The sequence below is a fragment of the Gayadomonas joobiniege G7 genome (genome assembly GCF_000300815.1).
Taxonomy (GTDB): domain Bacteria; phylum Pseudomonadota; class Gammaproteobacteria; order Enterobacterales; family Alteromonadaceae; genus Catenovulum; species Catenovulum joobiniege.
The window spans coordinates 381,541-406,600 of record NZ_AMRX01000006.1 but is presented as its reverse complement, the minus strand read 5'-3'; the positions used below and the strand labels follow the sequence as shown (position 1 = coordinate 406,600).

General features: G+C 42.7%; 25 protein-coding genes. 5 read left to right on the top strand and 20 right to left on the bottom strand.

The window, feature by feature from the left end; translation table 11 throughout:
• Positions 1-39 precede the first annotated feature (39 nt).
• From C727_RS0109100 to C727_RS0109015, 18 genes are all read right to left on the bottom strand, one after another.
• Complete coding sequence (locus tag C727_RS0109100) at positions 40-1,236, bottom strand: BaiN/RdsA family NAD(P)/FAD-dependent oxidoreductase (RefSeq protein WP_017445325.1); 1,197 nt, start codon at positions 1,234-1,236, stop codon at positions 40-42.
• Positions 1,237-1,277: 41 nt separating this feature from the next.
• Positions 1,278-1,616, bottom strand: coding sequence for an ISC system 2Fe-2S type ferredoxin (gene fdx, locus C727_RS0109095; protein WP_017445324.1), 339 nt, complete (start codon positions 1,614-1,616; stop codon positions 1,278-1,280).
• Between the two features lie 2 nt (positions 1,617-1,618).
• A complete protein-coding gene (gene hscA / locus C727_RS0109090; protein ID WP_017445323.1) occupies positions 1,619-3,484 on the bottom strand; it encodes a Fe-S protein assembly chaperone HscA in 1,866 nt (621 codons plus the stop codon).
• A 21-nt stretch (positions 3,485-3,505) separates the two neighbouring features.
• Positions 3,506-4,018 carry a co-chaperone HscB gene (hscB, locus tag C727_RS0109085; protein ID WP_017445322.1) on the bottom strand — a complete coding sequence of 171 codons (513 nt, stop codon included), beginning with the start codon at positions 4,016-4,018 and terminating at the stop codon, positions 3,506-3,508.
• An 18-nt stretch (positions 4,019-4,036) separates the two neighbouring features.
• Complete coding sequence (iscA, locus tag C727_RS0109080) at positions 4,037-4,360, bottom strand: iron-sulfur cluster assembly protein IscA (protein WP_017445321.1); 324 nt, start codon at positions 4,358-4,360, stop codon at positions 4,037-4,039.
• 14 nt (positions 4,361-4,374) lie between these two features.
• Complete coding sequence (gene iscU, locus C727_RS0109075) at positions 4,375-4,755, bottom strand: Fe-S cluster assembly scaffold IscU (protein WP_017445320.1); 381 nt, start codon at positions 4,753-4,755, stop codon at positions 4,375-4,377.
• A gap of 17 nt (positions 4,756-4,772) precedes the next feature.
• Complete coding sequence (locus tag C727_RS0109070) at positions 4,773-5,987, bottom strand: IscS subfamily cysteine desulfurase (RefSeq protein ID WP_017445319.1); 1,215 nt, start codon at positions 5,985-5,987, stop codon at positions 4,773-4,775.
• Positions 5,988-6,020: 33 nt separating this feature from the next.
• On the bottom strand, positions 6,021-6,527 hold the full coding sequence (gene iscR, locus C727_RS0109065; RefSeq protein ID WP_026052651.1) for a Fe-S cluster assembly transcriptional regulator IscR: 507 nt from the start codon (positions 6,525-6,527) through the stop codon (positions 6,021-6,023).
• Between the two features lie 145 nt (positions 6,528-6,672).
• A complete protein-coding gene (locus C727_RS19025; RefSeq protein WP_017445317.1) occupies positions 6,673-7,593 on the bottom strand; it encodes a GGDEF domain-containing protein in 921 nt (306 codons plus the stop codon).
• Positions 7,594-7,635: 42 nt separating this feature from the next.
• Positions 7,636-8,346, bottom strand: a complete 711-nt coding sequence (locus tag C727_RS0109055; protein ID WP_017445316.1) for a tRNA1(Val) (adenine(37)-N6)-methyltransferase — start codon at positions 8,344-8,346, stop codon at positions 7,636-7,638.
• The gene (locus C727_RS0109050) at positions 8,343-11,909 is read right to left on the bottom strand and encodes a hydantoinase B/oxoprolinase family protein (protein ID WP_017445315.1); all 3,567 of its coding nucleotides are present in this window, start codon (positions 11,907-11,909) and stop codon (positions 8,343-8,345) included. Before C727_RS0109050 ends, C727_RS0109055 begins: the two co-directional genes overlap by 4 nt.
• A 31-nt stretch (positions 11,910-11,940) precedes the next feature.
• On the bottom strand, positions 11,941-12,798 hold the full coding sequence (locus tag C727_RS0109045) for an alpha/beta fold hydrolase (protein ID WP_017445314.1): 858 nt from the start codon (positions 12,796-12,798) through the stop codon (positions 11,941-11,943).
• A complete protein-coding gene (locus tag C727_RS0109040; protein ID WP_017445313.1) occupies positions 12,798-13,382 on the bottom strand; it encodes a Slp family lipoprotein in 585 nt (194 codons plus the stop codon). The genes C727_RS0109045 and C727_RS0109040 overlap by 1 nt, the downstream gene beginning before the upstream one ends.
• A complete protein-coding gene (locus C727_RS0109035) occupies positions 13,369-14,010 on the bottom strand; it encodes a M50 family metallopeptidase (protein WP_017445312.1) in 642 nt (213 codons plus the stop codon). The genes C727_RS0109040 and C727_RS0109035 overlap by 14 nt, the downstream gene beginning before the upstream one ends.
• Before the next feature lie 12 nt (positions 14,011-14,022).
• Positions 14,023-14,715: a tRNA (adenosine(37)-N6)-threonylcarbamoyltransferase complex dimerization subunit type 1 TsaB gene (gene tsaB / locus C727_RS0109030; RefSeq protein ID WP_017445311.1), complete on the bottom strand. Its 693-nt coding sequence runs from the start codon at positions 14,713-14,715 to the stop codon at positions 14,023-14,025.
• 6 nt (positions 14,716-14,721) lie between these two features.
• Positions 14,722-16,647 carry a DNA repair helicase YoaA gene (locus tag C727_RS0109025; RefSeq protein WP_017445310.1) on the bottom strand — a complete coding sequence of 642 codons (1,926 nt, stop codon included), beginning with the start codon at positions 16,645-16,647 and terminating at the stop codon, positions 14,722-14,724.
• Positions 16,648-16,713: 66 nt separating this feature from the next.
• Positions 16,714-16,932, bottom strand: coding sequence for a hypothetical protein (locus C727_RS0109020; RefSeq protein ID WP_017445309.1), 219 nt, complete (start codon positions 16,930-16,932; stop codon positions 16,714-16,716).
• Between the two features lie 8 nt (positions 16,933-16,940).
• Entirely contained in the window at positions 16,941-17,156 is a 216-nt protein-coding gene (locus C727_RS0109015) for a sulfurtransferase TusA family protein (RefSeq protein ID WP_017445308.1), read from the bottom strand.
• Between the two features lie 132 nt (positions 17,157-17,288).
• Here C727_RS0109015 and bepA point away from each other — a divergent pair, with 132 nt between their 5' ends.
• The 5 genes from bepA to C727_RS0108990 are packed head-to-tail and all read left to right on the top strand — an operon-like array spanning position 17,289 to position 20,766.
• Positions 17,289-18,737: a beta-barrel assembly-enhancing protease gene (bepA, locus tag C727_RS0109010; protein ID WP_017445307.1), complete on the top strand. Its 1,449-nt coding sequence runs from the start codon at positions 17,289-17,291 to the stop codon at positions 18,735-18,737.
• A 2-nt stretch (positions 18,738-18,739) separates the two neighbouring features.
• Entirely contained in the window at positions 18,740-19,096 is a 357-nt protein-coding gene (arsC, locus tag C727_RS0109005) for an arsenate reductase (glutaredoxin) (RefSeq protein WP_017445306.1), read from the top strand.
• Positions 19,089-19,688 carry an NAD(P)H:quinone oxidoreductase gene (gene wrbA, locus C727_RS0109000; protein WP_017445305.1) on the top strand — a complete coding sequence of 200 codons (600 nt, stop codon included), beginning with the start codon at positions 19,089-19,091 and terminating at the stop codon, positions 19,686-19,688. Before arsC ends, wrbA begins: the two co-directional genes overlap by 8 nt.
• Positions 19,667-20,071 (top strand): DUF2069 domain-containing protein, encoded by a 405-nt coding sequence (locus C727_RS0108995; RefSeq protein ID WP_017445304.1) that lies wholly within the window; start codon positions 19,667-19,669, stop codon positions 20,069-20,071. The genes wrbA and C727_RS0108995 overlap by 22 nt, the downstream gene beginning before the upstream one ends.
• Positions 20,071-20,766, top strand: coding sequence for a pseudouridine synthase (locus C727_RS0108990; protein ID WP_017445303.1), 696 nt, complete (start codon positions 20,071-20,073; stop codon positions 20,764-20,766). The genes C727_RS0108995 and C727_RS0108990 overlap by 1 nt, the downstream gene beginning before the upstream one ends.
• Before the next feature lie 74 nt (positions 20,767-20,840).
• On the opposite strand, the gene C727_RS0108985 is transcribed toward C727_RS0108990, so the two are convergent.
• Both C727_RS0108985 and pgm read right to left on the bottom strand, forming a co-directional pair.
• The gene (locus C727_RS0108985) at positions 20,841-23,315 is read right to left on the bottom strand and encodes a glycogen/starch/alpha-glucan phosphorylase (protein ID WP_017445302.1); all 2,475 of its coding nucleotides are present in this window, start codon (positions 23,313-23,315) and stop codon (positions 20,841-20,843) included.
• 99 nt (positions 23,316-23,414) lie between these two features.
• Positions 23,415-25,049, bottom strand: a complete 1,635-nt coding sequence (pgm, locus tag C727_RS0108980) for a phosphoglucomutase (alpha-D-glucose-1,6-bisphosphate-dependent) (RefSeq protein WP_017445301.1) — start codon at positions 25,047-25,049, stop codon at positions 23,415-23,417.
• Positions 25,050-25,060: the final 11 nt, after the last annotated feature.

Sequence of the window (25,060 nt, the reverse complement as noted above, 5' to 3'; positions counted from 1 at the left end):
TTGCTGTGCCGGAGGTATTGGCGGCAATGGCAAGGGGGATTAAACCGCTTGCCCTGCGGCGAAGCCGCTGCTCCAGGCGTATTGGAAGTTATAGCCGCCGAGCCAGCCGGTGACTTCGGTCACCTCACCGATAAAATACAGGCCGGGCACTTTTTTTGCTTCAAAAGTTTTTGAACTTAATTCATCGCTGTCAACACCACCTAGGGTCACTTCGGCGGTGCGGTAGCCTTCGGTGCCATTGGGTTTAATTTGCCAGCTATGGAGGTATTCAGCCAGGCTGTTAATTTCACTATGGCTGAGCTGATTAACGGCTTTTTCTGGCAGCCGGTTTTCGCGGCTGAGGACTTCAACAAAACGTTTTGGTAACAGATTGGTTAGGCAGTTTTTTAATGTTTTTTGCGGACTGCTTTTGCGCCATTCAAAAATACTATCTGCTAAGTTTTGTGCGGGCAATAAATTAATAGTTACACTCTGCCCGGCTCGCCAATAACTGGATATTTGCAAAATCGATGGCCCTGATAAACCGCGGTGTGTAAATAAGATATTTTCTCTAAAACTTTGTCCGTTTTCGGCAGTCACTAACGAGTCTATGCTAATGCCCGAGAGTTCGCTAAACCTTTGTTTATCTTTTTCGTGAAGCGTAAATGGCACTAATGCGGCTGTGGTTGGCAGCACTTTTAAAGCAAATTTTTCGGCAATTTTATAACCTAGCGGAGTGGCACCCAATTTTGGCATGGTTAAACCACCGCTCGCGACAACTAACTTTTTGGTTTGATAGTCGCCTGTGGTTGTGGTCAGATTAAAACCAGATTCGTTTTGGCCAACTGATAACACTTCACTGCGCATTTGTAATTGCACCCCCGCCCACTCACATTCAGTAAGCAGGATGTCGACAATGTCTTGTGCGCTGTTATCACAAAAAAGTTGCCCGAGTGTTTTATGATGATATTGCAGTCCGTGGCGGTCGACAAGGTCGATAAAATCTTGCGCGCTATAGCGGCTCAGGCAAGACTTTACAAAATGCGGGTTTTTGCAAAGGTAGTTGTCTGGATTGGCGTTTTGGTTGGTAAAATTGCAACGGCCACCACCGCTAATTAAAATTTTACGGCCTGGCTTTTTGCCCATGTCTATCACTAATACAGATTTGCCACGATAACCGGCTGTGGCCGCACACATCAGACCGGCTGCGCCTGCGCCAATGATGATGAGATCCCAGATTTTGTTTACGTCTGTCATGCTTATCCCCGCTCTATTTAGGGCGGGGATTTTAACACAGCTTAGTGATTTTCACTGACCATATTAATGGTGTATTTTGGTATTTCGACGACTAAATCTTCATCTTTAATGATGGCTTGGCAGCTTAACCGTGATTCTGGTTCTAAGCCCCAAGCTTTGTCTAACATGTCGTCTTCTAACTCATCACTTTCGTCCATTGAATCAAAACCTTCGCGCACGACCACATGGCAAGTGGTACAAGCACAAGATTTTTCGCACGCATGCTCTATACCTATGCCGTTTTTAAGGGCAACATCAAGCACGGTTTCGCCTTCTTCGGCTTCTAAAACTGCACCATCTGGACAGAGCTCTTCATGAGGTAAAAATATTACTTGTGGCATAATTATATCTCGTCTACTTGTTGGCCTTGCAGGGCTTTACGGATTGAATGATCCATACGCGCTGCGGCAAAATCTTGACTAGCCGCATCTATGGCTTCTATTTGCTGCTTGATCGCATCAGCATCGTCTTGTTTGGCAAGTTGAGCCAGTTTTTCCAACTCGCCAGCCAGCTTATTAAATTCAGCTTCTTGCAACAGGTTTTTATCTTGCGCGAGTGCGTTGCCTAACGATTCGATAATGCGTTCAGCTTCCACTCTTTGTTCGGCTAAACGACGTGCCTGCACATCAACTTCGGCGTGTTCAACCGAAGCCTTCAACATGGTTAAAATTTCGTCTTCTTCTAATCCATAACTGGGTTTTACTTGGATGCTAGATTGCACGCCGGTCGATTTTTCCATCGCTGTTACCGATAATAAACCATCAGCATCAACCTGAAAAGTCACACGAATGTGTGCAGCACCAGCCGCCATTGGAGGAATGTCATGGAGTTCAAAACGTGCTAATGAGCGGCAGTCTTGTACCATTTCTCGCTCACCTTGCACCACATGAATCGCCATCGCTGATTGACCATCTTTAAAGGTGGTAAATTCTTGTGCTTTTGCAACCGGAATTGTCGTATTGCGGCTGATGATTTTTTCGCATAAACCACCCATGGTTTCTAAACCGAGCGATAATGGGATCACATCAAGCAATACCATGTCTGAATCTGGCTTGTTGCCGATTAAAATGTCGGCTTGGATACTGGCACCAATGGCCACTACTTTGTCTGGATCGATCGAACTCAGCGGCTGCTTGTCAAAAAATTCACTGACACGCTGGCGAACCAGAGGCACACGGGTTGAACCACCAACTAATACGACTTCTTTTATTTCGTCTGCTTTTAACTCGGCATCTTTTAGAGCACGACGGCAAGCGATTAAAGTTCGTTTAACTAATGGCTCAATCAGCGACTCATAAGTGGTTTTGTCTAATTCAGCGCTCACTTGTGTGCCATCATCTAATTCAATAACAATATGTGTATGTTCGTTACTGGATAAGGTTTCTTTTGCCAGTTTGGCTTTTTCTTTCACCACTCGGCGTAATCTTGGTGACAAAGTGGCCGGTAGCAAGTGTTGAGTTTTTAACCAGTCGATAATGACTTGGTCAAAGTCGTCGCCGCCCAGAGCAGAATCACCGCCAGTAGACAATACTTCAAAAACGCCTTTTTCTAATCTTAAGATAGAGATATCAAAGGTACCACCACCTAAATCAAATACTGCAATCTGCCCTTCGCTGCCAGAGTCTAAACCATAGGCAATTGCAGCGGCCGTTGGTTCGTTTAATAAACGCAGTACATTTAAACCGGCTAACCGCGCAGCATCTTTGGTTGATTGACGTTGTGCGTCATCAAAATACGCAGGCACAGTAATAACGGCGCCTTGAACTTCGTCAACCAGCACATGTTCGGCTCTTTGTTTTAAGCTTTTTAATATTTCAGCAGAAATTTCTATCGCAGATTTTGCACCTTGCACAGTGTTAATACGCGCAAGTTCTTTGCTATCACCGGCAAATTGATACGGTAGTTCAGGATAAGTTTTTAACACATCATCCAATGCACGACCCATAAAACGTTTGGCCGAGATGATGGTATTTTCAGGATCTTGTTCAGCGGCTAATAAGGCACTTTGGCCAACTTCAACTGAGTCACTGTGGTAGCGCACCACGGACGGTAAAATTGCTTGACCATCCTGGTCGGTAAGTACATTGGCTTCACCACTACGAACACTGGCAACCAGTGAATTTGTGGTACCCAAATCTATCCCTACCGCAATTCGTCTTTGATGAGGAGCCTGAGTTTGCCCCGGCTCTGATATTTGTAATAGGGCCATATAAAATCGCTTTTTGCTTGGTTAACTTGCCTGATCTTCCAGACGCTCTAATTCAGCTTGCAGTTTTTCAATAAATTTTAATTTACGCACTTCAGCAGCCGCTTTCTGATGCTCGTCCTGAGCGAGTAAAACCGAGATATTTTTAACAAGATTTTGATGTTCTTCGGCTAATTGATCTTCAAATGCCATGATCTCATCGAGTGGATCAGACAGGTTTTGAATCTCTTCTAAATGTTCGCGGTATTCCATTTGCTGCATTAAAAAAGCGGGATCTTTTAATGTGGTGGTTTCGTGCGAAATATCCAGACCGGCTAGCTTCAGCATATACTCTGCCCGCTCGACCGAGGATTTTAATGTTGCAAACGCATCATTAATTTCGGTTGCTTTTTGCATCGCAAGCAGCTTTTCTGACTGCGAGCCAGCTGCGTAGCGGTCGGGATGGAAGGCGCGCTGAAGATCGCGATATCGATCTTTTAACTCGCCTACCGAAAGGTCATAACTGACCGGTAAACCAAAAAGTTCAAAGTAGTTCATTGTTTGACCACTCACAGTTTAAACGTGAAAGCTTTCGCCACAGCCACACTCATCCGATACATTTGGATTGTTAAACTGAAACCCTTCATTGAGGCCTTCTTTAACAAAATCTAATTCAGTACCGTCTATGTATAACAATGACTTAGCGTCTACTATCAATTTAACACCGTGGTCTTCGAATACTTTGTCGTCTTGATTTAAGTCATCTACAAACTCAATGACATAGGCCATACCCGAGCAACCTGAGGTTTTAACGCCCAAGCGCAGACCTATGCCTTTTCCGCGGTTCTGTAAAAAGTGTTGCACCCGAGCCGCGGCGGCTTCGGTTAAAGTTACGGCCATTCGTCACTCCTGTTTTATTCAGCTTTTGATTTATAGTCTTCAATCGCGGCTTTTATTGCGTCTTCAGCTAAAATTGAACAGTGAATTTTAACTGGTGGTAACGCCAACTCTTGAGCGATATCGGTATTTTTAATGGTTGAAGCTTCTTCTAACGACTTGCCTTTTACCCATTCGGTTACCAAAGAACTAGATGCGATAGCTGAACCACAGCCGTAAGTTTTAAACTTGGCGTCTTCGATAACACCGGCATCAGAAATTTTAAGTTGCAGCTTCATAACATCACCACAAGCAGGTGCACCGACCATGCCAGTCGCAATGCCTTTTTCAGATTTATCAAAACTGCCTACATTACGTGGATTTTCGTAATGATCGATTACTTTATCACTATAAGCCATAATTTATTCCTCGCTGCTTAGTGGTGTACCCATTCAACCTGAGTTAGGTCAACACCGTCTTTGTACATCTCCCATAACGGAGACATATCTCTTAATTTGTCAATTGAACCTTGGATCACTTTAATGACATAGTCGATTTCTTCTTCGGTTGTAAAACGACCTATGCTGAAACGAATTGAGCTATGTGCAAGTTCATCGTTACGACCCAAAGCGCGTAATACATAAGAAGGTTCTAAACTGGCTGACGTACAAGCACTACCCGAAGATACCGCCATATCTTTCAACGCCATGATTAATGATTCACCTTCAACAAAGTTAAAACTAACGTTTAAGTTACCTGCAACACGCTGTTCTAAGTCACCGTTTAGATACACTTCGTCTAACTGCTGCACACCTTCATATAATTTGTTGCGCAGTTTTAAAACTCGTTCGTTTTCGCTGTGCATTTCTTCTTTAGCCAGTCTAAAGGCTTCACCCATGCCAACGATCTGGTGAGTAGGTAAAGTACCAGAGCGAAAACCACGCTCGTGTCCACCACCGTGCATCTGGGCTTCTAAACGAATTCTTGGTTTACGACGCACATATAAAGCACCTATGCCTTTAGGCCCATAAATTTTGTGGGCTGAAAACGACATTAAGTCTACTTTTAAGTTTTTCATGTCAATTTCAATTTTGCCGGCACTTTGAGCGGCATCGACATGAAAAATAGTTTTATTTGCGCGACATAACTCACCTATGGTTTCAATGTCTTGAATCACACCAATTTCGTTATTTACATGCATAACGCTAACTAACACTGTGTCTTCACGCAACGTTTGTTTAAAAACGTCTAAGTCAATCAAACCATTTTCTTGCACGTCTAAATAGGTGACTTCAAAACCTTGGCGTTCCAGATCACGACAGGTATCTAACACAGCTTTATGTTCAGTTTTGACTGTAATGATGTGTTTACCTTTTTTTTGGTAAAAACGTGCTGCACCTTTTATTGCCAGGTTATTCGATTCAGTTGCCCCTGAGGTGAAGATGATTTCACGCGGATCGGCATTTAGTAAATCAGCGACTTGTCCACGTGCAATATCAACCAGCTCTTCTGCTTGCCAGCCAAATCGATGCGAACGTGAAGCGGGGTTGCCAAAAACACCATCAGGCGTTAGGCATTGCATCATTTTTTCGGCAACACGTGGATCAACTGGCGTAGTTGCTGAATAATCTAGGTAAATTGGTAACTTCATTTATTTCTCCGCGATCTATTTTTGCTAACAAGCTTACGCTTGTGCGTCTAGGTCTACATTATTTAAACTGATTTCGCCTAACGCGAGTGAAGAGTGAGTTTGTTGTTTTTTATTTTGACGCTCGGCGACGTTTTTAACTTCTTGCTTTTGCACCAATTCTTGCAAACTAATGTCGTTTAAAAAGCTAGTGATGCGATCACTAAGGTCACTCCACAAACTATGTGTTAAACACTGAGCCCCACCCTGACATCCTGCTTTACCTTGGCAACGGGTCGCATCAACACTCTCGTCAACCGCATTGATAATTTGGGCAATGCTAATATCAGCCATTTCTCGACCCAATCGATAACCACCACCAGGTCCGCGGACGCTGGCTACGACCCCTTGTTTACGTAAACGGGCGAATAATTGCTCAAGGTAGCTCAACGAGATGTCCTGTCGTTCTGAGATATCGGCCAGTGGCACAGGCCCCTGAGTCGAATGCAGGGCGACATCCAGCATCGCTGTCACTGCATATCTGCCTTTTGAAGTCAATCTCATCGCTAAACCTCTTGCTTGATGTATTTGACGGTTATTATCCATTACCTGACCAAAATAGTCAAGTATAAAACCGAGTAAAACAGTCAAGTATTAGCTAGCGTAGTAACAATCGGCGGGAGAGCCCGCAAAGTATACAAATAATTGCTTATTTGGCAATAATAACCTGATTTTTTCCGGACTTTTTCGCCATATAAAGTGCCTCGTCGGCGAGGTGTAAGTCAGTTTCGAAGTTTACCGCATGATTAAGGGGGGCAATTCCAACAGACAAACTTTTGTATATGCGGGTGTTATCAATTTCAAAAACCGATTCGTTATAGCGCTGGCGGATTCGTTCTGCAACTTGTTTTGCAATCTCTGTTTTGGCATAAATAATCACTAAAAACTCTTCGCCACCATACCGTACTACTTTATCTTTTTCGCGGCATTCATTGGCAATTACCTGCCCCGCATGCTGGATTAATTTGTCGCCGGCAACATGACCAAAACTATCGTTAAAGGTTTTAAAGTTATCTAAATCTATCATCATCAGTGTCATGTTTTCAGTAACCTTTGATGTGGCCTGTAGTTCAGCAAATAATACTTCTTGTAAATATCGGCGATTTAATAAACCGGTTAGTGCATCCTGGTGACTTTGTGACGTTAATGAAACTGTCTCTTGTTTTAAATTGCGAATTTTATTGTGATATTTTTCTGACCAAAAATATAGCGCGATAAGGATCATTAACAACCCTATGATGCTTGCAATGTTTTCTAACATTAGTGCCAAAACTGCGGGTTTGATAACGACAAATTCGTCGAGTATGTCGTGGGCGTGACTGCAAAGCATAATCAATAACGCGTAAAAAAAGAGTACTGATTCAATGGTTTTGCGAGTCAACTTAAGATTAAAAATCAGCATCATTGCAATCATAAATAAGGTGACGCTTTCGCTCACCACGTCAGCGTAATTAATGGCATCTGTGGCGACAAAAATATCGGTAGTGATGGTAAACGTCAGCCATGAACCCATGACAACAAGATAGATAGCCAATGGCAATAAGCGATAGATAACTAAATAAGGAGCCATGCAATTTACCTCTTGCTATGCGCTGTTGGTATACCATTACCATTAAAAATTTAAATAATAATGACGGCAAAGCTTCTTATATTCCTCGCTATACTGTCGATTTGCATTATAAATATACAAAGTATCGTTTTTTTTGTCGCCGCTATACTGGTCTAACATGTATAGATGACGTATTGGACTGTCCTGCCCTGGTTGACTGAACACGGTCAATTGGTGTTTGATAAAAAATCCATGCTCGTTTGCTGACTGGGCAAACGCATCTGCCTCTGCCGCTGGTATCACAACTTCTAGTTTACCACATGAGGTTAACAAACGCTGGCTATTTGCCAGAAGACTATCCCAGTTTAAGCTACTTCTGTGCCTTGCTTGTTGCCGCTGACGATCAAAATCTTGGCCCGCATTAAAATACGGCGGATTGCTGATCACCCAATGGTATTGAGTTAGCGGTCGGTAGACATTGATGTTAGTCTCAATCACACTTAGCCGATTGACAAAAGGACTCAAGTTAAAATTATAGCGGCTATCACAACAAGCACCATGATCTAACTCAACTGCATCAATTAAAACTTCTGCCGGCGTTTTTTGCGCAAGCATCAAACTTAAAATACCACTGCCTGCCCCAATATCTAATATCCGCCCTTGTTTTAATTGATGACTCTGACTCCAACTACCCAGTAGCAAACTATCAGTGCCGACTTTCATTGCGCTGTTTTCATGGCGAATAAAAAACTGCTTACACTGGAACCCTTTCATCGGCAACCATAACCGCCCCCGCCCGGAGTTTTAATGCTTATTTTATCCCCGGCTTCCAGCTTAAATTCTGCAGCATAAGGTAAGTTTATAATCTTGCCATTAGATTTAATTAACCTGTTTTCACCGACTAAACCAGGTTCAGCACCTTGTAATCCCTGGGGGGCATTCACACGGCTATTGGTTAATAAATTAGCACTCATAGGCTCGGTAAATTCGATAATCCGAAACAATCCATTTCCACCTGACCATTGCCCCCGTCCTCCGCTATTTTCGCGAATACTAAACTGACGCAGGCGCACCGGAAACCTTTGCTCTAAAACCTCAGGGTCGGTTAACCTTGAGTTTGTCATATGATTTTGCACAGCGTCGCAGCCATTGTATCCTGGACCTGCACCAGTTCCACCGGCCAAGGTTTCGTAATATTGGTAAACTTGATTGCCAAAAGACAGGTTATTCATAGTTGTTTGACCACAAGCTTGGACATTAAGTGCCATAAATAGCGCTGATACAATCGCTTGTGAAACTTCAACATTGCCTGCGACAACCGCCGCTGGATAAACAGGTTCGAGCAAACTGCCGGGTTCTGTAATGATTTTTACAGGCCGCAAACATCCTTCATTCAATGGAACATTTTTTTCCGCTAAACAGCGCAAAACATAGATGACAGCCGCATAGGTAACGGCGATTGGTGCATTATAGTTGTTCGCTTGCTGAGCATTGCTACCGCTAAAATCTATCGTGGCACCTGTTTGTGAAATGTCGACCGATACGTTAATTGTGGCCCCTGTATCCATGGTCAATTGATAGTGGCCAGAGTTTAATTTTGCCAGCGCTTGGCGAACAACGGCTTCGCCATTATCAAGGAGTGTTTGCATTAACCGAAAAGTTTGCTGTTGGCCACGGTGGGTAAAAACAGACAGCATTTCCTGCATGCCCTTTTTATTGGCGGCCAATTGTGCGGCTAAATCCGCTATATTTTGGTTGATATTTCGGGCAGGATATTGACCTTGAGCGAACACCTGTTTAATGAGTTCAATATCTAATTGACCTTGCTGCGCCACTTTTAAACCGTCAAATAACAAACCTTCTTCATTAATGTGTTTGCTATGAGCTGGCATAGAGCCGGGAGTTATACCCCCAACATCGGCATGATGCGCACGCGATGCAACAAACATTAAACGCTTACCAGCATCATCAAACACAGGAGATACTAAGGTAAGGTCTGGTAAGTGTGTCCCACCGGCATAGGGTGAGTTAATTAAAAAACTATCACCTGCTTTGATGACGGTTTGACTGGCCAAAATATGTTTAACCGAATGTGACATTGAACCTAAATGCACAGGAACATGCGGTGCATTGGCTAAAAGTTGGCCGTCGTTGTCAAACAGAGCGCACGAAAAATCTAACCGCTCACGAATATTCACTGAGTGCGCTGTGCGCGCTAAAACCTCACCCATTTGAGTGGCAACTGTCATTAAATGGTTATTAAATATTTCTAATGTTACAGGATCTGCCTTGCCATCGGAGGGGGTAAGTTCAGTGGCTGATTTTTTTTGATTATTTGCTGGTTGCGACTGTTTGTGCCGACTCAACAGGAGTGAATAATCCGCTAATACTTTTGCTGACCAGCCGGCTTTTAAAAAGGTGGTCGTATTCTCTTCGACAATTAACGCGGGGCCCTGTTGTTGTGCGCCAACCGGCAAAGAAGAGCGAGCAACCATGGCTAGTGTGCGCCCCTTTTTAACGGCGCTTGGTTGCTGATTTAATTTATGTTGATACCTATGTGTGTTTATTAACTGTACTGTCACCACGATAGAGTCAATAAAAAGCTCATTTCCGATCTGACTAAATCCAAACGCTTGTTGGTGTTGCTGATTAAACTCGTTTTGCATAGCTTCGACGGATGAAAAATCAACATTTAGCGTGACTTCAGCACCTGTATATTTTAATAATAGTTGTGCTTGCTGCTCATATTCGTGTTCACCTGTTGGATTTATTTTAGCTAATATTTGTGTTTTTAAAGCAGCAATTGACTCAGTCACCAGGCCTAAATTTTTATCATTTAATGCTTGCTGAATACTAAGTTGGCGCGTTTCACCTTGTTCTGCTAATCCTATGCCTAATGCGGACAATACCCCAGCACAGGGATGTAATAATACGCTTTTCATGCCTAGGGTTTCTGCAATCGCACAAACATGTTGGCCACCAGCACCACCAAAACCAGATAATACATAATCAGCTAAGTCGTAACCGCGACGAGTCGAGATATTGCGTACCGCATTGGCCATATTTTCTACCGCAATTGCTAAAAAACCCTCGGCAATTGCTTCGAGTGATTTATCAATCCCCTGCGCTTTCAACGTCTGACGAATTTTTTCTGCGGCATCGCGTGCAGCACTGAGTGACAAGGGCTGATTCGCGTCTGGCCCAAATACAGCTGGAAACGCTTCCGCTTCGATGTGGCCTAAAATTAAGTTACAATCTGTGACGGTTAAAGGCCCGCCATTACGATAACAAGCAGGCCCAGGATTTGAACCAGCCGACTCAGGGCCCACCTGAAATCTACCATCTTGATAGTAACAAATAGAGCCACCACCCGCAGCGACAGTGTGAATATCCATCATAGGCGTACTTATGCGAACACCGGCGACTTGAGTTTGATAACTTTGCTCATATTGGCCGGCATAATGAGCAACATCGGTTGAGGTGCCTCCCATATCAAACGCAATCAGTTTATTAAAGCCAATCGCGGCTGCGGTTTTAACGACACCCACGATCCCCCCTGCTGGGCCGGACAATACCGCATCTTTGCCATTAAAATGTTCAGCTTTTGCTAAACTGCCAGCCGATTGCATAAAATACAAAGGGACGTCGCCGAGTTCAGCGCTGATTTGCTGAACATAGTTTTGCATAACTGGCGTTAAATAAGCGTCTGCAACACAGGTATCACCGCGTTCGATGAGTTTTATCGTAGACGAAGCTTGATGAGATAAAGAAACCTGGCTAAAACCAGCTTGTTTTGCCAGTTCAGCAATCATAAGCTCATGTTTAGGGTTTTTCCATGCGTGCATAAGAACGACAGCTAAAGCATTAAAACCCTGTTCTTTTAATGCTTTGAGTTGATATAAACAGCCTGCTTGATCTAACTGAGTTTCAATTTGGCCGTCAACCAGAGTCCGTTCTCTTACTTCAATTTGTTTTTGGTATAAGGCTTCGGGTTTTTTGATATTCAGGGCAAAAATATCATCTCTATTTTGGTATGCGATTGCCAGTGCATCTTTAAAACCTTGGCTTAATACCAAAGCCGTTTTAGCTCCTTTGCGTTCAAGCAACGCATTCGTTGCAACGGTAGTGCCGACTTTTACTTCTTTGATTAAATGTTTAGGTAAACTTTGTTCGGCGGTCAACCCTAATACATCTCTGATGCCCTGAACGGCTGAGTTGGCGTAATGTTTGGGGTTGTCGGATAATAGTTTGTGGGTATAAAACTGTCCATCGGGTGATTGCGCCACTACATCTGTAAAAGTACCACCCCGATCGATCCAAAATTGCCAAGCCGTCAAAACACACCTCAAAGGTTTAAAAGGCGCTATTTTACATTATTTTTTTCAAAAGTGTGGCACAGTCGACAGGATTTTGCAGATGAAAATGATGGCCACCAGGCAGCTTGTAGCATTTTGCCTGCTTAAAATAATTAAGGCGTTGATGCACCGCAGCGGCAATATCTGCTAAACCATTCTGCGCGAGAATGATATGAACGGGCATTGATAATGAACGGATGAGTTCTTCAACTTGCTCGTCCGTCAGTCTTAGCGGCGATACCGCCTGTAATTTAGCATCACTTCGCCAGCTAAAACAATCTTCTTTAATGAGCAAATTTCGCTGTAATAAAAATTCGGCTTGCGCAATCGTTAATTGACTATGTATTGCCCGGGTTTGATACAACTTAGGTAATAACTTCAGTGGTCGCCATTTAACCGACTCGCGCCCAGAAAACTTATCTCGACTTAAAAAACTGGTTTGCAAATTTTTGACAAAATCTGTTGTTGGTAGCGTAAAACCTGCGGCTGAGTCTAATAAGATCAGCTGACTGACTTGTGTGGGAAAAATACCGGCATAAAGTGCTGCAAGCATGCCGCCGAGTGAGTGACCACAAAGCACAAGATTGTCAATTTTTAAAATTTTAAGCAATTGGTGTAAATCGTACACCCAGTCAATGGCATGATAAAAGCTGTCTTTAGAGCGATGAGAGCTCAGGCCATGCCCTGACAGATCGGGCAATAAACAATTGTACCCACTAAATTGCTGTGTTAACGGGATGAGTGAATTGGAATTATCTAACCAACCGTGCAAACCAACAAACCATGACCGATTTTTAGATGATTGTTTTTGCTGACAGGCGATCGTGCGCCCGTCAGGTAAAAGATAAAACCGCTCAACAAATGCTGGCATTATTTTTTATTAGTATTTTTATTATTACGCTTTTGGGGAGCAGGAATATAATAAGGATGTAACCTATGATAACGCTGCCAGTACCAATGATTGTTATACGGCCAAAACGGGTCGTCCCACCGACTCTTCCATTTGTTGTCTTTTTCTTTTGGCCATAAATAAATGGTCGCTTGCTCTAATACTGGCAACTTAATATCCCGTTCACCTATTTTAGTACTTTCTAAGCCCTTAATTTTACCTAAAGCACTAACCAAACGACCTTTTTTATAAATTCCAGGCTCAACAAATTTGTTAATATAAACACGAAAACGGCCTAACGAATCATCCGAGGGAATGGGTTTACTACTGGCGTAATTTTTAAAATAAATGAGCTCCAGCATGGTGGTATCTTTACCGTTTTTAACCGCTACAATCTCACCTCCCCAGCGTGCTTGTTTACCCTGAACCGCATTAACGTTTTGAATGGCTTTTTCATATCCAACCAGGTTCTTGTCGTTTTCGACCCTTAAACTTTCTGGTACTGTACTACAGGCCGTTAACCATAAACAGCCAAGTAATATCATAAATGAGTTAACCTTTTGCATATAAACCTCGCCCAATCCAATACAGGCTATACAGCCCAACACTTATCCAGAAGAAAATCCAGATATATTCGTGAATTAACGTTAAATTTGCCAAAGCAGTCGCATCTCCTTTAGTGTTTGATGCAAGCAGATAAAAAGGGCTTTTTATTGCATTTAACGCCATATTTATCGCCAGAGCTAACATAATAAACCGCCGCCATGGCGCTGTTAAGTAACGATTTGTAAAATAAAGTACGGCTAAAATTAAGCCAATGATCAGCACTGAAATGAGATCTGATACCCAAAACAGCAGAGTTAAAAAAATCAAAACTGTAAGCAGGTGTAAAACCCATTGTTTTGCTTTTAACGCCAATTTTGCAAATAAAACTGCAAATCCACAAGCGCCCAGATAACCGCTTAACGCGATCAAAAATTGGCTGCCTCCTTGGCTTAAACACAGACCACTACCATCGATATTTAAGCTGATATTAACCACACTGCCGCCTGTTAACAAGGTTACTAGCGCATGGCTCACTTCATGAAAGTAAGTTTCAAACCATTTTAATGGTAACATCAGCCAAGGTATTTGCTGCAATAACAAAACGCTGACTAACGCGATAAAAAATAGTGTTCGCCGGGTTAGTTGCATCTCTTAGTCAGCTTATTTACCGGGCAGTTTTTGCCAAGTCACTTTATCACGAATATACACAGGGGATACCTCAGCAGCCGATAATAACTGTTCAGGTGTCGCCGTTAGCTTTGCTAACTCGGCCATGCTAGCCGCATCAGGTAAATAGATATCGGCGTTGATGTCTGCATTAATCTGGCTGGTTAGCACGGTTTCATAGGTATGCCAACCGGTTCCAACGGCTGCATAACTGTGTGTTTTATCCAGTGCGTCAAGCGCTTGTTCGGGTGCACAAACACACTCGTCTATCAAATATCTAAACATGCCTGCTTCATTAAACTCTATAGCTGCAAGATAAATTTCGCCCATTCTGGCGTCGATGGCAGCGATAACGCGAGTCTGACCTGTTTTTTTAAATACGGCATAGGCCATTGCCAACAAAGACGACATACCAAGTGTGGGTTTATCACTGCCCAACGCTAAACCTTGTACTATACCCGTTGCAATTCGCACACCGGTAAAGCTGCCTGGTCCTTGACCATAGACTATATAATCCACTTCTTGTAAACTAATGCCAGCCTGTTGCAATACAGCTTCAGCCATAGGCAATAGTTTTTGGTTATGCTCGCGTGGACAGACTTCAAACTCACTAACGAATTGAGTCGGCGTTAACACAGCGGCTGAACAAGCCTCGGTTGAGGTATCCAAAGCAAGAATTGTTTTCATATTAAATTAACCGTTATTTGTTTCTGTATTTTTTAAAAACATAAGTGCAGTTTTTAAATCTCTTGTCCGGCGCATGTTTGGCAGACTTGCCAAAAAGATTTCACCGTAACTTTGAGTCACTAATCTTGGATCGCAAATCACCAATACGCCACTATCTTTAACATCACGGATCAATCGGCCCGCCCCCTGTTTTAAAGTGATGACAGCCCGTGGAATTTGTATTTGACGGAATGGGTTATAACCTTTGCGGCGACAGTTTTCAATTCTGGCTTCAGTGAGCGGATCGTCTGGCGAAGCGAAAGGCAATTTATCGATTAAGACACATTTTAATGCATCTCCGCGCACATCAACACCTTCCCAAAAACTACCGGTTGCTAATAACACAGGATCATCATGTTGCAAATATTTATCTAACAGCTCTCGTTTAGGGGTTTCTCCTTGCACGAATATTGGATTAGCAATTCGCTTTTTTAGTGCTTTGGCCATGAGGTTCATAACACGATAGCTGGTAAATAACAAAAAACAACGCCCTTGGGCTGCTTCTATCAATTGCTCTGCAACTGTTAACATTGCCTCAATCGCACTTCGTTCACTAGGCTCTGGTAAATAACGCGGGATGCACAATATAGATTGATTATAATAATCAAATGGGCTTTCTAACTCTAACGAGCGATAATCTTTTAAGCCTAAAATACCGGTAAAGTGGTCAAAACGTCCATCGACGGATAATGTTGCAGAGGTCATTAACCAACTCTGCTCTTTGTCGGTTCTAATTCGTGAAAAACGATTAGCAATGCTCAGCGGAGTTAAATTCAAACTCACATGCCGCACGCTTGTTTCATACCATAAACTAACGTCTTCTACTTCCCAGCGAATCAATAATGCCAATTTATCACGCGCTTCTGTCGCTCGCTCAAAACAGTTATCTAACTCTTTGCCACGGGATAAGTTGGCTTTTAAAACATCGTGTAAAAAGTCGAGTGTTTTAACTAAGTTATCTAATTCAGCTTGGACGTCACTCTGCTGACCTTTTTCCCGCCAATTGCCTTTTTCAGCCAATATTGGAAAAGCCAAACGAAAATCACGACAGCTTTTTGATAACTGTTCACTGGCTTTGCCAAGTTGTTTTGTGTCTTTATACTCACTTCGATAGAGGGTCTCTATATCTTTTGCCAGTTCAATGAGTTGTCGAGTCGATAAACGCTCACCAAAATGTTCACAGGCAATATCGGGTATTTGATGTGCTTCATCAAATACCACCACATCTGAATCGGGTAAAATTTCACCAAAGCCTGTATCTTTTACGGCGATGTCTGCAAAATACAAATGGTGGTTTATCACAACAAGGTCAGCGGCTTGCGCTTTTTTACGTGCGTTTACTAAATAACAGTCTTCATAATCAGGGCAATCACGGCCAAGACAGTTATCGACTGTTGAGGTGACTAATGGGATCGCGCGACTGTCTTCTGCTAAACTGGCAACTTCCCCTACGTCTCCACTTTGAGTTCGACTGGCCCACTCTTCGACTTCGCGTAAGTCTTTGTATAACTGTTTATCTTCTAAATGCGGGTGCGCTTTATGTAATTTGTAGCGATTTAAACAAAGATAATTGGAACGCCCTTTCAACAGCGCTGATTTTATGCGTTGACCTGTGACCTTTTTAACAAGTGGTAAGTCTTTATGGTACAACTGCTCTTGCAGGTTTTTAGTCCCTGTTGAAACAATGACTTTTTTGCCGCTTAACACCGCAGGGAGTAAATAGGCAAAAGTTTTACCTGTGCCTGTACCCGCTTCAGCAATTAATAGTTCTTGCGCTTTAATGGTTTGGTAAAAAGTGCTCGCTAGGGTCACTTGAGCTTCGCGAGGTTGATAACCGGGCACGGCTGCAGCCAATTGCCCATCCGCCGCAAAAATCTTATCTATCTCGCTCAAACTCGGCCCCTATTAATCTTGTCGATGGTATGCTCTGACCAATAAAAGGCGCTGATTATCCTGTTTCTAAACCATAATATCAATATGATGATGTTTGCCATCATCTTCTTTGGGCTGATTTTGAACACGGGCACGGACGGGCAATCTGTGCTGATAATATTTATCTTCTTTTTCATCAGCATCGATTTTTTGCTCTTTTTGAATTCGGCTGATCACCATATTTTTCGGTTTTAGTTGATTTTGTGCACGCCTTTCAATAAAAGGTATGATTAAATCCAGGCTCATAAGCCCCCCTATTTTTTGATCAGAATCAACAGCCCATCCTGTGTTTGTATTGTTTGATGATTCATTCCCACTTTGTTTAACCAGCGTGGAATATCGGTTTTGGAGCCCGTATCCGTTAGCCATAATTTTAATTGGTCGCCACTGGACATTTGTTTTAATTTTAGCTTAAGTTTGAGTAGTGGCATTGGGCAGACTAAACCGCGGCAATCTAATATGTGTAACATGTCACGCTCAATTTATGTCTTGCTGGATCAAAAATTAAACCACAAGCTTACTGTATTATCGGCAGACAGGCGATAAACTAAAATCATTTTTATTGGTCGAAAAAATAAAACTATTAGCTTTAGGACAAAATTTTGTTGAAAAAGATTCAAACATTATTGTTACCGCTCGCATTGGCTTGCAGCTTTTCAACGCCTGCCATTGAGTCTGGCCATCGATTGCCCGATTTAGGCACTGTGGCGGCAGGCAGTTTGACGATAGAAAAAGAAAAAGCCATTGGTCGGGTGATCCGCCGCCAGCTAAGGGCGACGTCGCCGGTGATTAGTGACCCATTATTAGATAATTATATTAATGAACTGGGTAATCGGTTAGTGTCTAAAGCGCCCGATGTTCGTTATCCGTTTGACTTTTATTTGATTCGCAATCCATCGATTAATGCTTTTGCAACTTTTGGTGGGGTCGTTGCGTTACATACTCAGACATTATTATCAGCAGAAACTGAAAGTGAGCTTGCGTCGGTCATTGGCCACGAAATTGCTCACGTCACTCAGCGCCATATCGCTAGAACCATCGAAGAAAACCAGCGGAATGCCCCATTAAATATTGCAACTTTATTGGGGGCGATATTAATTGCAATGGCAGACCCCAGCGCAGGCGCTGCCGCTATCACAACCGCACAAGCAAGTAGCCAGCAAATGGCACTGAATTATAATCGCCAAAACGAAAAAGAAGCCGACCGCATTGGTTTGCGGATAATGTTAGACGCTGGATTTGACCCACGTGGAGCTCGTGACTTTTTTGTTCGGTTAGCCGAACAAAGCCGCTACTCTACTAAATTGCCTGCCATGCTCTACTCCCACCCATTACCAGAATCTCGCGTTAGCGACATTCGAGCACGTATTGACGGTATGCCAGCTAGAAATTTATCACCAAGCAAAAACTTCAGGTTGGCACAAACCCGAGTAGCCGTCATGTATACACGCACCCCAGATTACCATATTCAATATTATTCGGCACGGTTACAACAAAACAACCAACAAGATAATCCCTATTACCAATACGCGTTAGCATTAGCCTATATGCAGGATGAAAAGTACGAGCAGGCCAGCCCTCTCATTGAAACCTTGTTAGCACGCGAAAGCGACAACTTGTTTTATTTAGACCTGTATACAGACATTAGCATTGGGTTGAAAAACTTTTCTTCTGTGTTCGATCGCCTACAAAATAATCTAGCATTGCGGCCGAATCATCCAGTCTTGCTGCTTAACTATGCAAACGCGCTGATTAAAGCAAATAAAGCTGATAAAGCAGTTGAATTATTAAAAGATTTTATTATTCTGCACCCAGAACATTATCTTGCTTGGCAGTTAATGTCAGACGCTTATAAACAGCTGGGTGATAGGGCCATGTACCATCAGTCTCAAGCTGAGTTATACGCATTAGTGTTAGCATATCCCAAAGCAATTGATGAATTACATACAGCTTTCAACTATATTGACAGTGAGTCGGATACTGATAAAAAACGTATTTCGGCGCGTATTAAACAATTGCGTAGTGAACAAGAAAGTTTAAAAAGGCTTTAGCGATGAGTGAATATACGATTTACCATAATCCCAGATGCAGTAAGAGTCGACAAACCCTGGCATTGCTTGAAGAACATAATATTCAGCCAATTGTAATTGAGTATTTAAAAAATCCACCCAACGAGCAAGAGCTGGAAAAAATCGGCGAAAAACTCGGTTTAGAGTCGATTCACCAGATTATCAGAGAAAAAGAGTCCATTTACAAAGAACTGGATTTAGATGATTTAATGAGCGACAGCGAGTTAATCCCTTTGATGGTTGAGTACCCTAAGTTAATCGAGCGCCCGATCGTGATTAAAGGGGATCGGGCTGTGATTGGCCGTCCCCCTGAAAACGTGTTAGCTTTGATCAATGATTAACATTTTAGTGCTTTATTACAGCCGCGGGGGTGCTACCCGCGAGCTGGCATACGCCATTGCAGAAGGTATAGAAAGTACCGGCGCAGTGGCTAACATTAGAACCGTTGCCCCTGTATCACCCGAACACCAACAAACAAGCCCAAGCATTCCGGATCACGGCGATTTATATTGCTCTAAAAACGATTTACTCAAGGCGGATGGCCTATTATTAGGCTCCCCGACACGATTTGGCAATATGGCAGCACCACTTAAATATTTTATTGATACTTTATCTGATGTTTGGGTAAAAGGCAGTTTAAATGGTAAACCAGCCGGCGTTTTTACCTCATCATCTAGTCTTCATGGTGGACAAGAGAGCACATTACTCAGTATGATGCTGCCGCTTTTGCACCAAGGCATGTTAATTGTTGGTTTACCCTACAGCGAAAGTGAACTACATACCACCCAATCGGGCGGCGGCCCCTATGGTGCTAGCCATTGGCAGCACGCAGATAATGTTTCGCCTGATAACACAGAGTACAAACTTGCGTTTGCGCACGGCCGGCGCGTCGCCACAATAGCAGAGCAATTATGCACACAGAAGAGCAGTTGAATAAAATTAAACGTGCCAAAATGCTGGCGTTAACCGGATATTTAGGGTTGGTTATTTTAACCCCACTCTGGCATTTTTTATTAGCCCCACCTATGTCGGGATTGTCGCCAGTATTTTTAGTTTTATTGTGGGGCATTCCGTTATTAATCCCAATGCGTGGGTTATTAAAAGGTGATGCCTATACCTTTGCATGGGCCAATTTTATTGCCATGTTATATTTTTTGCATAGTTTAACTTTGTTATATGCGTCACCGGATGAACGCTATTTAGCCATTATTGAGTTTATTTTGGTGAGCTTATGGTTTGGTGCTGGCACCTATTATGCGAGATGGCAAGGTCAGTATTTGGGCATAGGAATTAAAAAACGCAAAAAGAAAAGTTAATGCATTGCCCCATTGAATTGGTATATGAACATGCCGACTTTTACGTGTTTAATAAACCGGCTGGCTGTGACTTTCATGATGATCAAGGTCAGTCAGGCTTTTTCAGCTTAGTTAAACAGGCCTATCCGTCCGAAACCCTGTATCCGGTGCACAGGTTGGATAAAGAGACTTCAGGCCTTTTAATTGTGGCCCGCCATTTATCTGCTGAACATGCATTAAAACACTGTTTTCAAAACCATTTAATCAATAAGTATTATCTTGCAATCGGGCCAGCTAAAGCGCGCAAAAAACAAGGCTGTATTAAAGGTGATATGCAGCGCAGTCGCAATAAAAGTTGGCGTTTATTAAAAAGTCAGCAGCACGCCGCAATCACTTATTTTAAATCTTTTAGTTTAACACCCGGTAAACGTTTATATCTGTTAAAACCTATCAGTGGTAAAACTCACCAGCTTAGAGTGATGATGAAAAGCATTGCTGCACCGATTGACGGTGATTGTATTTACAAAGGCGAAAACAGCAGCAGATTACATCTGCATGCTGCATATCTTGACTTTATGTATTCGGGTGCGCGTATTCAAATCGTCGCCTTACCACAACAGGCTGGGTTTTCGGCAATAACTGAGTTTGTTAAACATCAACCCTGGTTAACAGAGCCCTGGGCGTTAGATTGGCCCGCAGGCGCAGACTGTCAATGATAAAAGCAAACAAAAAATTCAACAAACTCGGCCCTACCTTACTGTTAAAACAGTGATTGGCAGAGCCGTTACCCTTATTTAATTGTACATGGGGTTAAATGCCAAATGCGATCAACATAATCTTGAATTGAACGATCTGAGTTAAACTTACCCATGCTGGCAGTATTAATAATAGCCATCTTGGCCCAGCGCGCTCTATCAATAAATAATTTATCAAGCTTTTTATGCGCATCACTGTAAGATTCAAAATCGGCTAAGGTAAGGTAACTATCACCATAATCTAATAAACTGCGTTTAATTTCGGCTAATTCGCCGGGTTTTCCTGGAGTGAAAAAGTCACTTTCAAACCAGTCTAAAACGCACTTCAGCTCGTTATTAGAATAATAATGATCCCAAGGATTATAACCGTGTGCTCGTTTTGCTTTGACTTGATCCACATCTAATCCAAATATGACCACATTGTCTTCGCCAGCTTCTTCGGCAATTTCAATGTTGGCCCCGTCTAAGGTCCCTATGGTAATGGCCCCGTTTAACGCAAGTTTCATATTACCTGTACCTGAAGCTTCTTTACCAGCCAGTGAAATCTGCTCAGATACGTCTGCCGCGGGGATCATTTTTTCGGCTAAGCTGACACGGTAGTTTGGTAAAAAGACCACTTTAAGTTTGTCTTTAATACGGCTGTCTTGATTGATCTTTTCGGCGACTCGGTTAATGGCATAAATGATTTCTTTTGCCATGTGGTAACCGGGTGCAGCTTTGGCACCAAAAATAAATACCCGTTTAGGCATTTCATAATTTGGATTTTCTAATAGCCGCTTATATAAAGCCATAATATGGATCAGATTAAGTTGCTGACGTTTATATTCGTGCAAACGTTTAATCTGGATATCAAACATAGCTTCAGGATCAACTTTGATGCCAGTTTCTTGTTCAATAACTTGAGCCAGTTTAACCTTGTTTTGATATTTTATTGCCAAGAATGCTTGCTGAAATTCGGCATCATCCGCTTTATCGGCTAAACGTTTTAGTTTGTATAGATTGACCGGCCAATCTTCGTCCACATGTTTATTGATGAGATCTGACAACAATGGATTACATGATTTTAACCAGCGTCTTGGCGTGACCCCATTGGTTACATTCGTTAACTTGTTTGGCCAAATTTTATCAAACTCAGGAAACAAGTCGGATTTAACAAGTTTAGAGTGAATTTCGGCAACCCCGTTAACTTTAAAGCTCGCTATAACAGACAAGTTGCCCATACGCACCATTTTTTGGTGCCCTTCTTCAATAATCGAGAGTTTACGCTTGACGGCATCATTGCCGGGATAGACTTTTTCGACCACATCCTCTAAAAAGCGACGGTTAATCTCATATATAATTTCTAAGTGACGTGGCAAAACTTTTTCGAATAAACGAACCGACCATTTTTCTAGTGCTTCAGGTAACAAAGTATGGTTGGTATAAGCAAAAACTTGCTGGCAAATATCCCATGCTTTATCCCACTGCATATTCGCTCGGTCGACCAAAATCCGCATCAGCTCAGGAATGGCAATCGCTGGATGGGTGTCATTTAACTGGATGACAATCTGTTTGGTAAACTCTGACCAATCATCACCATGTGCCCGCTTATAACGTCGAACGATATCTTTTATTGAACAGGCACAAAAAAAGTATTGCTGCATTAACCGCAGCTCTTTGCCTGCGTCTGTATTATCATTTGGGTACAATACTTTAGAGATGGTTTCAGCTTGCACATTTTCAACTTGGGCATCTAAATAACCACCCGCATTAAAAACATCCCAGTTAAAAAAGTCGGAAGCTCGGCTTTCCCATAAACGTAAAATATTGACCGTTTTAGCGCCGTAACCAACGACAGGTATATCCCAAGGTACACCTTTGATTATGCGTCCTGGATGCCATTCTTTACTGATGTTTCCATTTTCGTCATACCGAGTTTCAACATATCCGTATAAAGGGATCTCTTGAATAGACTCAGGTCGGCAGATCTCCCAAGGGTTGCCGTATTCACGCCATGAATCCGGACGTTCAACCTGACGGCCGTGATGAAAATCCTGGGTAAATAAACCATGTTCGTAATGAATGCCATACCCTATGGCTGGATAACCCAATGTGGCTAAAGAGTCGACAAAACAGGCTGCTAAACGACCTAAACCACCGTTTCCCAACGCCATATCCGGCTCTTCTTCGGCAAGCTCGTTAATATCTAAACCGAGTTCGGCCAGCGCATCAGAAACCACCTGATCGACCTGTAAATTCGTGAGGTTATTTTTTAATAAACGCCCCATTAAAAACTCAAGCGAAAAATAATGGACGGCTCGAGTATCCTGTTGATAATGCGTTTTTTGTGTTCGTGTGGCTCGTTCAAAAACCAATTCGTTCACCGCAGCGCAAGTGGCGTTCCACCAGGCTTTTTTGCTAGCTTTATTTTCGTCGGTGCCGAGTGTTGAATGCAGATGATGTATGATGCAGTCTTTTAGTGCCTTTTTATCAAGCCATTTTGCATCTTGTTGGGTGTTTTTTTTCGCCATTACGGGTCCTTTTTAATCTTCTGGGAAGTTAACCTGTGTTTTAAAATCCGCCTGACAGCTAAGCTGTCAAGCGGTTGGCGCTCTTGAGGGGAAGCTATTTTATTGGCTGAAAACAGTGTCTACTAGTTGCTGAGCTTCTTTGATCAGCTGATCAAGGTGGGCTTGACCTTTAAAACTTTCAGCATAAATTTTATAAATATCTTCTGTCCCTGAAGGACGCGCTGCAAACCATCCATTTTCGGTGACTACTTTTAAACCGCCAATGGCTGCATTATTAGCCGGTGCGTGTGTAAGTTTAGCCAAAATTGGCTCGCCCGCCAATGTATCTGCCGTTACAGCGTCAGCCGACAGATTTTTTAGCAGAGATTTTTGCGCTTTAGTGGCAGCCACATCAATGCGTGTATACACAGGTTGAGCAAACTTTTCTGTTAACTCAATATAGTGCTGATGCGGATCTTTACCCGTTTTAGCCGTGATCTCAGCCGCCAACAACGCCAAAATTATGCCATCTTTGTCCGTTGACCATACCTGACCATTTTTACGTAAAAATGACGCGCCAGCACTTTCTTCACCACCAAAACCGAATTCGCCTTTAAATAAACCGTCCACAAACCATTTAAAACCAACCGGCACTTCTGCTAATTGTTTACCCAGATCTTTAGCAACTCGATCAATCATACTCGAAGAAACTAATGTTTTTCCAATCGCTAAGTCATGACGCCATTCTGGACGATGGGTATACAAATATTGAATCGCAACCGCTAAATAATGGTTTGGATTCATTAAACCGCCACTTGGCGTGACTATGCCATGTCGATCATAATCTGGGTCGTTACCAAAAGCGATATCAAATTTATCTTTCAGCTGAATTAAACCGGCCATCGCGTATGGCGATGAGCAGTCCATCCGAATTTTGCCATCTTTATCCAAGCTCATAAAAGAAAAAGTCGGATCGACTGCATTGTTTACCACTTCGATATTTAAACCATAGGTTTTGGCAATCACTGGCCAATAATCTATGCCCGATCCGCCTAGAGGATCAACCCCTATTTTTAAACCCGAATCTGCAATGGCCTGCATATCAATAACATTTTTTAAGTCATCTACATAAGGTTGAATATAGTCGTATTCGCTAACCCACTCTGACGCCCAAGCATCGGCAAAAGCCATACGTTTTACGTCTTCTGGTTTGTCTAAAATGATTTGGTTTGCACGCTGTTGGATCTGATCAGTAATTTGGGTATCTGCTGGTCCACCGTTTGGCGGATTATATTTAAAACCACCATCTTGTGGTGGATTATGGCTTGGTGTGATAACAACACCATCTGCCAGCTCGGTTCCGCCCTCTGAGTTATGAGTTAAGATTGCATGAGAGATAACAGGTGTTGGTGTATAACCTCGCCCCTGTTGCACTCTAACCTTAACCTGATTGGCGGCAAATACTTCGATGGCTGTTGCAAACGCACATTCAGATAACGCATGGGTATCCATGCCAACATATAAAGGCCCGGTAATATTTTGCTGCTGGCGATATTCAACAAGTGCCTGACAAATAGCGGCAATATGTGTTTGTGTAAAACTACTATTTTCTGCTGAGCCACGGTGGCCTGATGTGCCAAAACTGACCAATTGATCGGCATTAGGTTTGTTTAAATAATATTGACTGACAAGGCGTGGAATATTGGTTAAATCTTGCTTCTGGGCCGGCTGGCCAGCTCTTTCATGTAATGCCATTTAATTGTTCT

Coding starts and splice junctions, on each gene's coding strand:
- C727_RS0109100 (WP_017445325.1), bottom strand. CDS start 1,236: ATGACAGACGTAAACAAAATCTGGGATCTCATCATCATTGGCGCAGGC.
- fdx (WP_017445324.1), bottom strand. CDS start 1,616: ATGCCACAAGTAATATTTTTACCTCATGAAGAGCTCTGTCCAGATGGT.
- hscA (WP_017445323.1), bottom strand. CDS start 3,484: ATGGCCCTATTACAAATATCAGAGCCGGGGCAAACTCAGGCTCCTCAT.
- hscB (WP_017445322.1), bottom strand. CDS start 4,018: ATGAACTACTTTGAACTTTTTGGTTTACCGGTCAGTTATGACCTTTCG.
- iscA (WP_017445321.1), bottom strand. CDS start 4,360: ATGGCCGTAACTTTAACCGAAGCCGCCGCGGCTCGGGTGCAACACTTT.
- iscU (WP_017445320.1), bottom strand. CDS start 4,755: ATGGCTTATAGTGATAAAGTAATCGATCATTACGAAAATCCACGTAAT.
- C727_RS0109070 (WP_017445319.1), bottom strand. CDS start 5,987: ATGAAGTTACCAATTTACCTAGATTATTCAGCAACTACGCCAGTTGAT.
- iscR (WP_026052651.1), bottom strand. CDS start 6,527: ATGAGATTGACTTCAAAAGGCAGATATGCAGTGACAGCGATGCTGGAT.
- C727_RS19025 (WP_017445317.1), bottom strand. CDS start 7,593: ATGGCTCCTTATTTAGTTATCTATCGCTTATTGCCATTGGCTATCTAT.
- C727_RS0109055 (WP_017445316.1), bottom strand. CDS start 8,346: ATGAAAGGGTTCCAGTGTAAGCAGTTTTTTATTCGCCATGAAAACAGC.
- C727_RS0109045 (WP_017445314.1), bottom strand. CDS start 12,798: ATGCCAGCATTTGTTGAGCGGTTTTATCTTTTACCTGACGGGCGCACG.
- C727_RS0109040 (WP_017445313.1), bottom strand. CDS start 13,382: ATGCAAAAGGTTAACTCATTTATGATATTACTTGGCTGTTTATGGTTA.
- C727_RS0109035 (WP_017445312.1), bottom strand. CDS start 14,010: ATGCAACTAACCCGGCGAACACTATTTTTTATCGCGTTAGTCAGCGTT.
- tsaB (WP_017445311.1), bottom strand. CDS start 14,715: ATGAAAACAATTCTTGCTTTGGATACCTCAACCGAGGCTTGTTCAGCC.
- C727_RS0109020 (WP_017445309.1), bottom strand. CDS start 16,932: ATGAGCCTGGATTTAATCATACCTTTTATTGAAAGGCGTGCACAAAAT.
- C727_RS0109015 (WP_017445308.1), bottom strand. CDS start 17,156: ATGTTACACATATTAGATTGCCGCGGTTTAGTCTGCCCAATGCCACTA.
- arsC (WP_017445306.1), top strand. CDS start 18,740: ATGAGTGAATATACGATTTACCATAATCCCAGATGCAGTAAGAGTCGA.
- wrbA (WP_017445305.1), top strand. CDS start 19,089: ATGATTAACATTTTAGTGCTTTATTACAGCCGCGGGGGTGCTACCCGC.
- C727_RS0108995 (WP_017445304.1), top strand. CDS start 19,667: ATGCACACAGAAGAGCAGTTGAATAAAATTAAACGTGCCAAAATGCTG.
- C727_RS0108990 (WP_017445303.1), top strand. CDS start 20,071: ATGCATTGCCCCATTGAATTGGTATATGAACATGCCGACTTTTACGTG.
- C727_RS0108985 (WP_017445302.1), bottom strand. CDS start 23,315: ATGGCGAAAAAAAACACCCAACAAGATGCAAAATGGCTTGATAAAAAG.
- pgm (WP_017445301.1), bottom strand. CDS start 25,049: ATGGCATTACATGAAAGAGCTGGCCAGCCGGCCCAGAAGCAAGATTTA.